Source organism: Shewanella sp. cp20 (assembly GCF_000832025.1).
Lineage (GTDB): Bacteria > Pseudomonadota > Gammaproteobacteria > Enterobacterales > Shewanellaceae > Shewanella.
Genome location: NZ_JPII01000007.1, coordinates 22,662 through 36,803, shown reverse-complemented (window position 1 = coordinate 36,803; position 14,142 = coordinate 22,662). Strand labels below are relative to the sequence as shown.

General features: G+C 52.2%; 11 protein-coding genes and 1 pseudogene. All 12 read right to left on the bottom strand.

Annotation, left to right across the window (positions count from 1 at the left end; genetic code table 11):
- Nucleotides 1-9: 9 nt before the first annotated feature.
- Nucleotides 10-1,029, bottom strand: coding sequence for an arginine N-succinyltransferase (gene astA / locus DB48_RS00490; protein ID WP_041508380.1), 1,020 nt, complete (start codon nt 1,027-1,029; stop codon nt 10-12).
- 136 nt (nt 1,030-1,165) lie between these two features.
- The gene (locus DB48_RS00485; protein ID WP_041508379.1) at nt 1,166-2,383 is read right to left on the bottom strand and encodes an aspartate aminotransferase family protein; all 1,218 of its coding nucleotides are present in this window, start codon (nt 2,381-2,383) and stop codon (nt 1,166-1,168) included.
- Between the two features lie 574 nt (nt 2,384-2,957).
- Nucleotides 2,958-4,102, bottom strand: a pseudogene (locus tag DB48_RS00480) (HDOD domain-containing protein).
- A 111-nt stretch (nt 4,103-4,213) separates the two neighbouring features.
- The gene (locus DB48_RS00475; RefSeq protein ID WP_041508378.1) at nt 4,214-6,700 is read right to left on the bottom strand and encodes a S9 family peptidase; all 2,487 of its coding nucleotides are present in this window, start codon (nt 6,698-6,700) and stop codon (nt 4,214-4,216) included.
- A 459-nt stretch (nt 6,701-7,159) separates the two neighbouring features.
- Complete coding sequence (locus DB48_RS00470; RefSeq protein WP_041508377.1) at nt 7,160-7,735, bottom strand: anthranilate synthase component II; 576 nt, start codon at nt 7,733-7,735, stop codon at nt 7,160-7,162.
- A gap of 311 nt (nt 7,736-8,046) precedes the next feature.
- Nucleotides 8,047-8,505 carry a ClpXP protease specificity-enhancing factor gene (locus tag DB48_RS00465; protein ID WP_041508376.1) on the bottom strand — a complete coding sequence of 153 codons (459 nt, stop codon included), beginning with the start codon at nt 8,503-8,505 and terminating at the stop codon, nt 8,047-8,049.
- Nucleotide 8,506: 1 nt separating this feature from the next.
- On the bottom strand, nt 8,507-9,136 hold the full coding sequence (gene sspA / locus DB48_RS00460) for a stringent starvation protein SspA (protein WP_041508375.1): 630 nt from the start codon (nt 9,134-9,136) through the stop codon (nt 8,507-8,509).
- 109 nt (nt 9,137-9,245) lie between these two features.
- Nucleotides 9,246-9,947 carry a cytochrome c1 gene (locus tag DB48_RS00455; protein WP_041508374.1) on the bottom strand — a complete coding sequence of 234 codons (702 nt, stop codon included), beginning with the start codon at nt 9,945-9,947 and terminating at the stop codon, nt 9,246-9,248.
- Nucleotides 9,947-11,161, bottom strand: coding sequence for a cytochrome b (locus DB48_RS00450; RefSeq protein ID WP_041508373.1), 1,215 nt, complete (start codon nt 11,159-11,161; stop codon nt 9,947-9,949). The genes DB48_RS00455 and DB48_RS00450 overlap by 1 nt, the downstream gene beginning before the upstream one ends.
- Nucleotides 11,161-11,751: a ubiquinol-cytochrome c reductase iron-sulfur subunit gene (gene petA, locus DB48_RS00445; RefSeq protein WP_041508372.1), complete on the bottom strand. Its 591-nt coding sequence runs from the start codon at nt 11,749-11,751 to the stop codon at nt 11,161-11,163. The genes DB48_RS00450 and petA overlap by 1 nt, the downstream gene beginning before the upstream one ends.
- A gap of 334 nt (nt 11,752-12,085) precedes the next feature.
- Entirely contained in the window at nt 12,086-12,964 is an 879-nt protein-coding gene (hflC, locus tag DB48_RS00440) for a protease modulator HflC (RefSeq protein WP_041508371.1), read from the bottom strand.
- 2 nt (nt 12,965-12,966) lie between these two features.
- Nucleotides 12,967-14,109 carry an FtsH protease activity modulator HflK gene (gene hflK, locus DB48_RS00435; protein WP_041508370.1) on the bottom strand — a complete coding sequence of 381 codons (1,143 nt, stop codon included), beginning with the start codon at nt 14,107-14,109 and terminating at the stop codon, nt 12,967-12,969.
- Nucleotides 14,110-14,142 lie beyond the last annotated feature (33 nt).

Sequence of the window (14,142 nt, the reverse complement as noted above, 5' to 3'; positions counted from 1 at the left end):
TATAAATTCCTACATTGCCAAGACACGGATCTGTTCACCTTCGGCTACCAGCAGTGCACCGGCAAGCTCAGGGGAAAGAATCACCTCGTCGGTTTCGTCGCTGACCATCAGATTGGCCGAGGTGGCTCGGTAACCCGCTAACAAGGTATTTGAGATAATAAAACTACAGCTCGAGGCAGGCATCTCGCCCACCTTGACCGTCAGCAGACGGCTCTCTTTCACCGAGCGGATATCGTTTAAGTTACATTCGACCGTCGGGCCGCCGTCGAAGATATCCACATAGCCGCGACATCTAAAGCCCTCTGCCTGCAGCAGGTTGAGCGCCGGACGGGTGTTGGTGTGCACCTCGCCGATCACCTTCTGCGCCTCTTCGGGCAGCAGACAGACATAGACGCTGTTTTTCGGCATCATCTCGGCCATGAAGGCCTTCTGCCCTAGGCCCGACAGATAGTCGGCCTGCACGAAGTCTATGCCTAAGAAGTTCTTCTGCAGCCAGCCGTAGAATGGCGAGTTGCCTTCGGCATCGCTCTCGCCACGCATCTCGGCGATCACTGTCTCACCGAATCGCTCGGCATGTTGTGCCAGGAAGAGGAAACGGCTGCGGGACAGCATGCGGCCATTGTTGTTCTTGCGGTAGGTATCACGCAAGAACAGGGTGCATAGCTCGGCGGCGCCCGTGTAGTCGTGACACAGGGTCAGGGTTTCCACCTCGTTGCGCACATCGATCTGTTCTGAATAGTAGACCTCTGTGCCCAGGCGATAGTGATAGAACGCATCGACCATGCCGACCGCGGCCTCGAGGCCACAGGTACCGACCACTTCGCCAGTCTCTGTGTCTTCCAGCACCATAAGATAACCTTCGTCGAAGGGCTTCTCGATCTCTTTGACGAACGAGGCCTCCACGCGGGCGATCTTATTTCTTAATAGTTCTTCATTGACGGGTAAAGACGTGAATCCATGACCTGACTCGATGGCGATCTGATACAAGGCATCGTAATCGCTCGATCGTATGGGGCGGATAATTAACATCTTCGGGTCTCCTCACTTGTCCTTGTCGTTCAAACGCAGACAGCCTTAACAATTAAGACCGACATGCCACGCTTGAGGTTCAAGTATTTCTTTCAGACAAAAAAGCGCGGCTGTTACCCCGCGCTTATGCCGTCGCTTAGCCAGCTACAACCTTGGCTACTGCACGTTCGAAACGAGCAAGACCCTCGGCGATATCTGCCTCAGGAATAACAAGAGAAGGAGTAAAGCGGATCACGTTTGGACCGGCAACCAGGCTCATCAGGCCTTCGGCGATACCGGCAACCAAGAAATCTTTTGAACGACCCTGGTACTGCTCATTAAGCACGGCGCCCAACAGCAGGCCTTGACCGCGAACCTCGGTGAACACATGGTACTTTTCGTTGATCTTGTTCAGGCCGTCACGTAGCAGCTGCTCGCGACGTTTAACACCATCAAGCACCTCAGGGGTATTGACTACGTCCAGTACCGCATTACCTATGGCACAAGCCAATGGGTTACCGCCGTAAGTCGAACCATGGGTACCTATCTTAAGGTGAGAGGCGATCTCTGTGGTGGTCAGCATAGCCGCGATAGGGAAACCGCCACCGAGCGCCTTAGCAGTGGTGAGGATATCCGGCGTGACTTCGGTGCGCATGTAGGCGTAAAGCTCACCCAGACGACCAACACCTGTCTGCACCTCATCGAAGATCACCAGGGCGTTGTGCTTGTCGGCCAGGGCGCGTACGGCGCGCAGGAACTCAGGATCGGCGTCTATGATGCCGCCTTCGCCCTGTAGTGGCTCGAGCATGATGGCACAAGTCTTGTCAGATACCGTGGCTTCCAGCGCCGCGATATCGTTGAATGGTAGGTGGGTAATAGACTGTGGCTTAGGACCGAAGCCGTCTGAATAGGCCGCCTGGCCACCCACGCTTACGGTAAAGAAAGTACGGCCGTGGAAGGCCTTATCGAAGGCGATGATCTGATCTTTGTCGGCGCCAAACTTGTCCAGGGCGTAACGACGGGCCAGCTTAAGGGCCGCTTCGTTGGCTTCTGCGCCTGAGTTAGCAAAATAAACCTTCTCTGCGAAGGTGGCTTCAACCAGCTTGGTCGCCAGTGCCAGTGCTGGCTCGTTAGTCATCACGTTAGCCAGGTGCCAAATCTTCTCACCCTGCTCTTTCAAGGCGCCAACCAGCGCTGGATGACAATGACCCAGACAGTTCACCGCAATACCGCCGGCGAAGTCGACAAACTCTTTGCCTTCCTGGTCCCAAACACGGCTACCCTCACCACGGACAGGGATCACAGCCGAAGGTGCATAGTTAGGCACCATTACTTCATCAAACTGGGCTCGGGTTAGCTTTTGGTTTACGCTCATTCTACTCATCCTTTCAATGTTGCCGAAGGCTTCAATCGCCTGTCGTACCCGTCTTTTTCCGAAAAGCCATGCCTTTCGGTGACGGTTATTTTGTTATCTAGGGGGACATTAATAGCGAAAACGTGATCAAAATACCAGTTCCTACCATATCGCCTTCTTAGCATGTGCATAACAAATGCATAAAGATTTGAGCTTAAAGGTTATACAAGCGTTTATAACCTAGCCTTGAGCATAAATAGTCAGAAAAAAAATTATCGACCACAATTCCGCGTAACAATGTGAATTTTATGAATATAAAGTCATGTTTTGACGTGGTCTGGATAGTAAAACATTTCCATAGCAAAGCATACTAAAACCATCGAAATGACTGCTCCCTCTCAAGAGCCGTGTTGACCATAGGCTCTGACTGGCTTCAATCAAGGATTAAAACGATTGCTAGGCTCTGACGGAAAGCCGAGTGATGCAATAAATATCAACAGGATAGGTAACAAAAAAAAGGGGGGTAAGGAGAAGGCGCCGCGTTAAATCGTATCTAGGGCGCCGGGTGGATGAGCCATGTTCTACGCGCTATCGACTAGTAGAGATCTAGCTTACGGTAGTTCTGCCCCTTGAGACGGATCTGCTCCTGCTCGGAGAGCTGATAATAGTCGAACATCATCTGCTTCTCTTTGGGCGAGATCAACCGCATCTCCTCGAGCATCAACACCTTGGCATAACAGCTAGCCCTAGCAACCAGGGCGGCCTCGCTCGAGAGCTCACTGTAACTCAGGCAGGTGTCCAGCTCTCTCTGGGTTTGTGTCAGACTGCTGGCCGAGAAATCGAGCAGCTCGGGTAAACGCCAGTTGAGGGTATGGGCGTGGTGTAGCACCTGCTGATAGATATCCTCGGCGGGAAACTCGGTAGCTAACACGGCGTCATGTAGCTCCTTATCGCGACTACCACTGGCTTCCCTCAGCCAGTTGCCCCAAATACTCTCGTAGACCTTGGCACCATTCTTGAGCACCACTGAGATCCCCAACTGATAGAACAAGCTACTTGTGTAGGCCGTTGCCATATCCTGCTCATTGAGCTGCGCCATGGCCTTGGCGGCGATGCCGGTTACCATGGCGTAACGCCACAGCTTGCGTGTGGTCCAGAGCAAGTTAGCATGCCCGGTTGGTAGCCAGTTACGCAGACAATAATAGGGGATCAGCAGCCTGAGGTTTTCCACGCCGATAAAATTGAGTACCAGCTTTATCTCGGTCACCTTTACATCGGAGCGCTGCTGGCGCTTATGGCGAAACGAGGGGCTGTTGACCATGTTGGTCAGATCACGCGCCAGCCAGGGCAGATCCGCGATCAGCAGGCGCAGCCGACTCAGATCCAGATTCTTCTGCTGTAACAGCTCAAGTATCAACATCTGACTGGCGTTGATGCCCGAGTGCTGTATCAGCAGCTCTGGCGAGGCCAGTTGATTGTCCAGCGTGCTATTGACCGTAGTGATCAGCTGCTTGGATACCGCCTCGAACACCTGCCTGGCCTGGATCTGCTTTGAGAGGCGCTCAAACACGGCGTCGCGCTCGATGGCGAGCTTATTGGCGTCGTTCTCCAGTTCTCTATCTAAGTCATCAAACATGGAGGCCACGCCCTTCTGTTTACCCACGATGATCTGTTTCAGAAGCTGTGTTCGATATCTATGATGATCCCCGGACGGACCCCGCCGGCAATGGACTTTGCCACCTAAGCTGTTCTCCTCAGCAATCTGGATGCTTAAGGCATATATTACACCAAATCCCTGACTTAACAGTGATAAGTTAGCAATAAAAAGGGCCTCTATTGAGGCCCTTGTCGTTATTTCAGCTCTTGCTCGAACAACTTGAAGATACGGCGGTATTCATCCAGCCAGCTCGACGGCTGACGGAAACCGTGAGGCTCGACCGGATAGATGGCGGTCTCGAACATCGGCTTCTCCAGCTCAATCAGGCGCTGCACCAGACGTACGCTGTCCTGGAAGAAGACGTTATCGTCCAGCACGCCACTCATCACCAACAGCGGCTTCTGCAGCCCCTGGGCGTGTTCGATAGGCGAGCTACGCTCATAGGCGATGGCGTCCACATCAGGCGTGTTGAGGATATTAGAGGTATAAGGCGCGTTGTAGTGAGCCCAGTCGCTCACGGGGCGCAGCGCGGCGCCGGCCTGGAACAGCTCTGGCTCGGTAAACAGCGCCATGAAGGTTAGGAAGCCACCGTAAGAACCGCCATAGGTGCCCACTCGCTGGCCATCCACATGGGTATTGGCCACCATCCAGCTCACGCCATCTTTCAGATCTTCCACCTCGGGATGACCCATGTTGCGGTAGATCGCCGTACGCCAGTCGCGGCCGTAACCCTTAGAGCCGCGATAGTCCATGTCCATCACCACATAGCCCTGTTGTGTCAGCAGGTTGTGGAACATAAACTCACGGAAGTAGCCTGAGAAACCATAATGGGCATTCTGCAGATAACCGGCGCCATGGTTAAAGATCACCGCGGGATACTTATCGCTGCGCGTCTTATCGAAGCCCTGTGGCAGATAGACCCTGGCATAGACATCGCCCGCACCATGGCTAGATGGCACCTTAACCACCTCAGGAGCCTGCCAAGGGTATTGCTTGAAGGCATCCGAGGTGTAGTGGGTCAGCTGCTTTAGCTCACCGCCGATGGCCTGCACATAGAGCTCGCTCGGCTGAGTACGACGTGAGGCCTTGAGTAGCAGCTTGCTGCCATCTGGGCTCAGGCTGTAATCCAGCTGACCATCCCACTGGGTAAGCTGCTCGCTCTGACCGTCGGCGATTTTGACACGATAAACATTGTCGATGCCCGGATGGTCTTTGTTGGCCTTGTAGTAGATATACTCGGCCTTAGGGCCTAGGGTGATGTCGCTGACCACATACTTACCCTGAGTCAGGGCCTGTGGCTTGGCATCGCTGGCCTTGAGATAGAGGTGCGAATAGCCAGTCTCTTCCGAGAGGTAATAGAGGGTATCGCTCTGTGGCAACCAGCCAAACTGGTTAAAGTTGTAGTTCACCCAAGCATCGTCGTGCAGCCTGTGCTGGGTCTTGAGCGAACCCGACTTGAGGTTGAGGGTCGCGATCCATCTGTCCTTGTTATCCACCGCTTCGAGCATGATGGCGACCTTATTGTCCTTGGCTTGCCACTGCATGGCGCTCTGGGTCCAGCCCCAGTCCTGCATCAGCTGCACCTTACGCGGCGCCTTCTCGCTCTTATAGGTCTCGCCCTTCGCCTTGGCATTTTCTGCCTTCACCGAGGCCAATACGTCTTCATCGAACCCAGTTAACCCTTCGATGGTGATGTCACGTTTCTCATGCTGCTCAAGATCCAGGAGCACCAGGCGCTCGCCAGGATACTTGTCTTCGGCGACACGCGCCCTGGCCGGTACGGCATCCACATATCCCTGGCTGCCAAGGTAGTTAGGCATGATGTCATGCTCGGCGCGCCAGCTGTAGTTCTTGTCCACCAATGACAGCAGCAGATAGCGGCCATCCGGAGATAGGCTCATCTGGGAAACGATTTCCTCGTCACCCAGGAACCAGGTCTTGGCGCTCATGGTGGGATCTTGCTTGGCCAGTTCCGCCTGATACTGCTCTTTCTCTTTCGCCTGAGTCTGCTTGAGGGCGACATATTGGATCAGTCTATGCTGCTGCTTGGCGATATAGCTGCTTGGCGCCTCGACTCCTTTAGGCTGCTTGGCCATCTTGATGTTGGCGATCTGTTCATACAGGCCGGTATCACCATGAATGCGGAACACCTGATCGCCCTGCCAGTAGGCGATATCGCCATTGGTGAGGAAACGCACCCCGTCTACCTTAGTGTTTTGGCGGGTCAGCTGCGAGACTTTCCCGCTCAGCAGATCTTTAACAAACAGGTTGCCCTGATAGATATAGGCCTTACGGGTACGCGCCTCGTCAAACACGCCATACTGCTGATCCGCCTGATGCAGGGCATCCAACGCTAGCTTAGCCGCCTCTGCCGAATTAAGTGGCTGTTGATAATAGTCAAGCAGCGGTGATTGATGCGCCTGGCGCGCAAAATAGACCGACTGGCTGTCGTCGCTCCAATACTCGCCCTTAGCCAAGATCCCCATCCAATCCGGGTTAGCCATAATCTGCTTGAGTGTCAGGGCCTGATCGACACTTGGCGGCGTCGCTAACGCCACCTGAGTGCTTGCCTGAGTGTTTGCCTGAGTCTGTTGAGTATCGGTTGAAGGGGTGGCTGCACAGCCCCCCAAGATGGTGAGGGTCAAAATGCTGAGACCAAATCCACGAAACGCGCCCGTCATCGTCCTTCCTTATGATTTATACCGTCAGGGCAAAGCCCCAACCTTGTTATTTTGCTGCCTTTTATATCACAAAATGGCGGAGGGACGGGGATAAGGTCGGGATAAAACTTGTAACAGTTTGAAAAAGAATAGACCTAATGGTTAACCATTGTCGCTGACATCATCAGACTAAGACACAGGTTTAGCGGCTTGATTAGGGCCTTTTTATCTTTCGCGTTCATTTTTTCAGCATTCTGTATCGATTTTATACAATACAGAGCGATTGTAATCTAGTGTGCTAGATCAATGAGCGATAACGCAGTAGAAAAATGATACAGACGCTGCCCGCAGGGTTCGTCTTGAGCACGTTCAACGCTTTGTTACTCGGCTTTTATATAGAATAACTATATCTCAAGCCTCGAGCCGCGATTTGAACGTGCTCAATTAGAACAAAATTTGTTCTCAAAAGGTCAACAGGCCCTAGATGGTCTGCTTGACGAAGTTTGCCAGCAGCTCAAGTCCCTGCTCGGTCAGGATAGACTCTGGGTGAAACTGCACGCCGAACAGGCCTAGTTCGGGTCGACTCATGGCCATGATCTCGCGGCCATGGACGGGGTCGTCGAACCAGGCATCCAGAATAAAGCCACCGGGCAGCTGCTCAACCAAGAGTGAGTGATAACGGGTAACGGTTAAGGGCTGATTCAGCCCGGCAAACAGCCCTTCGCCTGTGTGAGCTATGGCACTTGTCTTGCCGTGCATCACTCGCTTGGCCCGCACCACCTCGACGCCGTAGACCTGGGCGATCGCCTGATGACCGAGACAGACCCCCAATATAGGCAGTTTACCGGCAAAGGCCTCTATCGCCGCCAGCGAGATACCCGCCTCGTTGGGTGAGCATGGGCCGGGGGAGATCACCAGTCTGCTTGGTGCAAGCGCCTTAATCTCCTCGAGGCTCAGTTCATCATTGCGCCTGACGACAATCTCCTCCCCCAGCTGCTGAAAATACTGCACCAGATTGAAGGTAAAGGAGTCATAGTTGTCGATCATCAGGATCATGGATAAATTGCTCGTATGAATTGGGTGTGAGTTACGCCACATTTTTCTGGCGCAGATGCTAACACAGAGTCCAGACAGGATCATCCATTCTACTGACGCCTGGCGTATACCGCGCTCGACTCGCTTGCCTCATTCCCTGTCCCGGCCTCTTCCCTACTCATACCATAGGAATAGCTTAGGCGTAGCTTAGCCATAACTTGGGCGTAGCTTAGGTATACCCCCGGCCAGTCTTTTTACAGGCACAAAAAAACCAGCCTAAGCTGGTTTTTTATGTCGTTATGTCGCCTATGCGTCTAATTCAGAATAGCTGCTTACTTCACCAGGGTGAGATGACCACGGCGTTTCGGCTTTTCCTGCTCGGCGGAAGGCTCGGCAGCGACAGGCTCTTCACTCTTAGTCTCATCGACTACGGAGAGCCCCAAGTCGCTGGCGTCGGCCTCTAGCTGATAGGCTTCTTCCTGATCGAACACGGTTCCGGCGCCATTTTCTCTGGCGTAGATGGCGACGATCGAGGCCATAGGCAGTACCACTTGCTGCGGCACACCACCGAAGCGGGCATTAAACTCGATGAAGTCATGACCTATCTGCAAATTACCCACGGCGCTGGCGGTAATATTAAGCACTATCTGTCCATCTTTCACATACTGCTGCGGTACTTGAGTACCGGGCACGTAAGCATCGACCACTACATGAGGGGTCAGCTCGTTATCCATGAGCCAGTCGTAATAGGCCTGTAACAGGTAAGGACGGTTAGGGGTCATAGGTTTCATCTTAGATACCCATGCGCATTTCGCGCTCTGCCTCGGTCAAAGATGCCTTGAATGATTCACGATCGAATAGACGTGTCATATAGGCTTTAACTTCCTTGGCGGTACGGCTGTCCAGCTCGATGCCCAGTACAGGTAGACGCCACAACAGTGGGCCCAGGTAGCAGTCGGCCAGGCCAAACTCTTCGGCCATGAAGTATGGCATCTCGTTGAAGATAGGTGCGATAGCGGTCAGGCTTTCCTGCAGCTCTTTACGCGCCTCATCGGCACGGTCACCCTTGCGGATACGATCCACCAGGCTGTACCAATCGTTCTCGATACGGTGCATCATCAGACGAGTCTGACCGCGAGAAACCGGGTAGACAGGCATCAGCGGAGGATGCGGGAAACGCTCATCTAAGTATTCCATGATGATGCGTGAGTTATAAAGCACCAACTCACGGTCAACCAAAGTTGGCACTGTGTTGTATGGGTTTAGCTCAATAAGATCTTCAGGCATATCGCTAGGATCCACCTGCAGAACATCGACAGTCACTCCCTTTTCCGCCAAGACGATACGGACTTGATGGCTATAGAGATCGTCGGCGCCTGAAAACAGGGTCATGATTGAGCGTTTATTGGCAGCAACAGCCATTGATACCCTCCAAGATTTAAAATATGAAAGCTAAAAAAGCAAAAACAAACGAGGGGCAGAGCCCCCCGTTTATAATATGCGGATAATATATTCTAACCTCTAACGGGGGTTAGTGTACATCTTTCCAGTACTCTTTCTTCAAGAGGTAGGCCACAATAAAGAAAATAAACAGGAAGCCCATTACCCACCAACCTAAGCTTTCACGCTCAAGTTTGACCGGCTCGCCTGAGTAAACCAGGAAGCCTGTGATGTCACGAACGACTTGATCATATTCTTCGGCAGTCAGCTTTCCGCCAGTAGCCACCAAGCTACCGTCTTCTTGCTTAACCTGCAGACCTTGCAGCTCTTGCAGTACGTGCGGCATAGCCACTGAAGGGAAGACTGTGTTGTTTACACCAAATGGACGAGTCTCATCTTGGTAGAAACTCTTCAGGTAGGTGTAGATCCAGTCTTCGCCACGTACACGTGCAACCAGCGTCAGATCCGGTGGCGCAGCACCGAACCACTTGGCCGCGTCGACTTCAGGAATGGCATTTTCCATCAGATCGCCCACTTTGGCATCGGCATTGAACATATACTTGTTACGCATATCGTCCACTGAAATACCTAGGTCTTCGGCAACACGGTTATAACGCTGATACTGAGTGCTGTGACAGCCTGAGCAGTAGTGCTGGAAGCTGTCCAGACCACGTTGCAGCGACTCTTTGTCATTCAGGTCGACGTTAGCACTTTCTAGATGAACATGGGCACCACCTGCAGCAAACGCAAGAGATGGTACTAATGTAACTAATGCAATCAGTAATTTTTTCATTAGTGGGTCAACCTCTCTGGTACAGGCTTAGTTTTCTCATTCTTACTGTATAGCCACAGTGCTAAGAAGAAACCGAAGTATGTCAGAGTGAAAATACGCGCAGCAATTGTCAGCGTTGGCGTCGCAGGTACGGCACCCAGGTAGCCTAAGATAACGAAAGATACGGCAAACTGACCAATATTCAGCTTATGAATCATGCTACGGTAGCGGATTGACTTCACCTTACAACGATCTAACCAAGGCAGAACGAAGAGTACGGCAATCGCTAGACCCATACCCACAACCCCTAACAGCTTGTCAGGAATCGCACGTAGGATGGCGTAGAAAGGTGTGAAGTACCAAACTGGTGCAATATGCTCAGGAGTCTTCATCGGGTTAGCCGCTTCGAAGTTAGGCTTCTCGAGGAAGTATCCACCGCCTTCAGGCATGAAGAACAACACGTAGCAGAAGACGATCAGGAAGCCAGCGACGCCCATGATATCTTTCACTGTGTAGTATGGGTGGAATGGAATACCATCTTTCGGCCAGCCATTCTCATCTTTGTTCTTCTTGATCTCGATACCGTCTGGGTTGTTAGAACCCACTTCGTGCAGGGCGATAAGGTGTAGGAACACCAGTACCACAAGCACCAATGGCAGCGCGATAACGTGCAGCGCGAAGAAGCGGTTCAGTGTCGCACCAGAAACAACGAAGTCACCACGAATCCATAGTGTCAGGTCGTCACCGATAACAGGGATAGCACCAAACAGAGAGATAATTACCTGTGCGCCCCAGTAAGACATCTGTCCCCACGGAAGCAGGTAACCCATGAAAGCTTCTGCCATCAGTACGAGGAAGATCAACATACCGAACAGCCACAGCAGTTCACGCGGCTTCTGGTAAGAACCGTAGAGCAGGCCACGGAACATGTGCAGATAAACCACCACGAAGAAGGCCGATGCACCGGTTGAGTGCATGTAACGCAGTAGCCAGCCGTACTCAACATCACGCATGATGTATTCGACAGAGGCGAAGGCACCTTCTGCGGTTGGTACATAGTTCATGGTCAACCAGATACCGGTCAGCAGCTGGTTTACCAGTACTAGCATGGCCAGAGAGCCAAAGAAGTACCAGAAGTTGAAGTTGGTTGGCGTCGCATATTGACCTACGTGACGGTTGTAGGTAGCCGTCATAGGGATGCGCGCATCAATCCAATCGATAATATTTTTAACCATTACGCAGCCCCCTGGTCGACACCGATAATCACGTTGCCGTCATCAATGTACTGATGAGGTGGAACAACTAGGTTCAACGGCGCTGGAACCCCCTGGAATACACGACCAGCCATATCAAACTTAGAACCATGACATGGACAGAAGAAACCAGAAGCGACGCCTTCAACCTGTTCACCGAATGTATCAGGCAGATACGTTGGAGAACAACCTAAGTGCGTACACAGACCAACGGCAATAAAGTACTCAGGCTTGATTGAGCGAACGGCGTTCTGCGCATAGGCAGGTTGTTGCTCTTCGTTAGACGCTGGATCGCGCAACTGATCATCGTGAGTAGCAAGACCTTTTAAGATCTCTTCGGTACGGCGGACAACCCATACAGGCTTTCCACGCCATTCAACACGGATCAGCTGACCCGGCTCTAACTTACTAATATTTACTTCTACCGGTGCACCTGCAGCTTTCGCTTTGGCACTCGGATTCCATGACTTTATAAAAGGAACCGCTACAGCGACGGCACCAGCACCACCCACTACGGCGGTTGCTGCGGTCAGGAATCTGCGACGTCCGGTATCGACTGGCGCATTGCTCATCCACTTATCTCCAGAGAGTGTTGGAATTTTTGTTTTAAAAACTTTTGAAATTGGGGTTTTACCCCAAAGCGCAAAAGTCAAATTTGAGGCGGGGCCCATTATAGCCAAAAATTAGAAGCAGATCATAGTAAAACAAAGCACAAAGTTAACTATGTTAGGAAATTGGGCATTCCAGAAGAAAATGGGCAGCAAGTGTGGGATGAAACGCGGGAGATTTTAGCCAATAAAATGGTAAACGAGAATAACAATCAAAGCTAAATTAGCAACTTGCGACAATTAGCAATAAAAAAGCCCGAACTCGTCGGGCTTTAATCTTAATAATCCTCAATGAGAACTATTTCGCATCGGAACTCTTCATGTACTTGAAGAAGTCGCCTTCCGGCTCGAGCACCATCACATTAGAGCCATTACCGAAACTCGCCTGATAAGCCTCTAGGCTACGCAGGAAAGAGAAAAACTCTGGGTCTTTCTTGTAGGCATCGGCGTAGATCTTAGCGGCGATGGCATCGCCCTCACCACGTACCTGTAGCGCCTTACGCTCGGCTTCGGCGATCTGAATGGTCACACTGGCATCCGTCTTGGCGCGAATGATTTCAGACTGCTCCTTACCCTGAGCGCGATGCTCCTTAGCCACAGCGGTACGCTCGGCGCGCATACGCTGGTAGATGCTTGAGCTCACGTTGGCCGGCAGGTTGATCTGCTTAACACGCACGTCAACGACTTCGATACCCAGGTCCTGCGCGCTGTCAGAAGCGTTTCTCAGCGCATCTTGCTGCAGCTCATCACGGCTACCCGAAACGATATCCTTGATGGTACGGCGACCAAACTCGGTACGCAGATCGTTGTTGATCTTCCGTTGGAGTAGCGATTCGGCCTGGACCTTGTTACCACCGTTGGTCGCAAGATAGTACTTCTCGTGATCCTTGATGCGCCACTTCACATAAGAGTCGACCATAAGGTCTTTCTTCTCAGAGGTAACGAAACGGTCCGCCGCGCCATCCATTGTCTGGATGCGAGAGTCGAGATACTTGATCTTATCGATCACCGGCAACTTGATATGCAGACCCGGCTTATAGATGCGCGTCACGCCCTCATCTTTGATGATCTTACCAAAGCGCGACACGATAGCGCGTTCACCCTCGTTGACCACCATCAGGGACGATAGACCCATAGCAACTAAGATGGCCGCAATAATAACAGATAATCTACCCATGATTAGTTTCTCCCCTGGCGAGTGCGGTCGCTACGAGAAGGCCTTCCATCTAACGGCATGCCAACACTATTTACTATGCTGTTCACTGAGTCATTGACCGTGTCCACCTCGACATGCTTGCTCGTCTTAGTCTGTGGACGCTGCTCCATTAACTTATCCAGCGGCAGATACATCATGTTGTTGCCCGCCTTCGAGTCCACCAGCACCTTGTTGGTACCCGATAAGACCTTAGACATGGCATCGATGTAGAGACGATTGCGGGTCACTTCCGGCGCCGCCTTATATTCAGGCAACAGCTTCTCGAAGCGAGCCACCTTACCGCGCGCCTCTAAGATCTCACGCTCTTTATAAGCGTTCGCCTGCTGCTCCATGCGCTGCACCGTACCACGGGCCTTAGGCTCGATTTCGCGAGAATAAGCTTCGGCTTCACGGATGAAACGCTGCTCATCTTCCTGTGCGGCAATGGCGTCATCGAAGGCGTCTTTCACCTCTTCCGGCGGACGGGCCGGCAGGAAGTTCACGTCGCGGATCTCGATGCCCAGGTTGTAGGGCTTGATGATACGCTCAACCTCTTCCCAGGTATCGCGACGGATCTGATCACGTCCCGTGGTCAGGATATCGTCCATCCTGTTGTGGCCCACCACATAACGCAGGGCGCTATCCGTTGCCTCACGCAGGCTCGAATTAGCATCAACCGCGCTGAACAGGTAACGATAAGGATCGACCACAATATACTGTACATCCAGCTCTACCAGCACGACGTTCTCGTCGGCGGTCAGCATGCTGCCTGAGGCTGGAATTGAGCGAACATTGCTCACATTCACTGGGAAGACTTCATCGATAAAGGTCGCCTTCCACTGTAGGCCAGGCTCTACTTCGCCAATATATTTACCAAAGCGAAGCGCCACACCCTTCTCGGCTTCTTTCACCGTATAGAAACCTGATAGTCCCCATACGACAACGGCGATGCCTAATACAATGATAAAACCTAGTGCGCTGAATCCGCCGCCAGCGCCATTTCCTTTACCCCCAAAACGCTTCGAAATATTCTTAAATACTTCGTCGAGATCTGGCGGCCCCTTGTCATTGCCGTTCTTGTTTCCCCAAGGGTCTTGACCCTTGTTACCGGGCTCGTTCCAAGCCATTTAGCACTCCATAGGTGTATGAAATAAACGAGA

Excerpts from the sequence above, each read along its gene's own strand:
- hflC (WP_041508371.1), bottom strand. The coding sequence starts at position 12,964 with ATGGGTAGATTATCTGTTATTATTGCGGCCATCTTAGTTGCTATGGGT.
- petA (WP_041508372.1), bottom strand. The coding sequence starts at position 11,751 with ATGAGCAATGCGCCAGTCGATACCGGACGTCGCAGATTCCTGACCGCA.
- DB48_RS00455 (WP_041508374.1), bottom strand. The coding sequence starts at position 9,947 with ATGAAAAAATTACTGATTGCATTAGTTACATTAGTACCATCTCTTGCG.
- DB48_RS00470 (WP_041508377.1), bottom strand. The coding sequence starts at position 7,735 with ATGATCCTGATGATCGACAACTATGACTCCTTTACCTTCAATCTGGTG.
- DB48_RS00485 (WP_041508379.1), bottom strand. The coding sequence starts at position 2,383 with ATGAGCGTAAACCAAAAGCTAACCCGAGCCCAGTTTGATGAAGTAATG.
- DB48_RS00465 (WP_041508376.1), bottom strand. The coding sequence starts at position 8,505 with ATGAAACCTATGACCCCTAACCGTCCTTACCTGTTACAGGCCTATTAC.
- hflK (WP_041508370.1), bottom strand. The coding sequence starts at position 14,109 with ATGGCTTGGAACGAGCCCGGTAACAAGGGTCAAGACCCTTGGGGAAAC.
- DB48_RS00450 (WP_041508373.1), bottom strand. The coding sequence starts at position 11,161 with ATGGTTAAAAATATTATCGATTGGATTGATGCGCGCATCCCTATGACG.
- DB48_RS00475 (WP_041508378.1), bottom strand. The coding sequence starts at position 6,700 with ATGACGGGCGCGTTTCGTGGATTTGGTCTCAGCATTTTGACCCTCACC.
- astA (WP_041508380.1), bottom strand. The coding sequence starts at position 1,029 with ATGTTAATTATCCGCCCCATACGATCGAGCGATTACGATGCCTTGTAT.
- sspA (WP_041508375.1), bottom strand. The coding sequence starts at position 9,136 with ATGGCTGTTGCTGCCAATAAACGCTCAATCATGACCCTGTTTTCAGGC.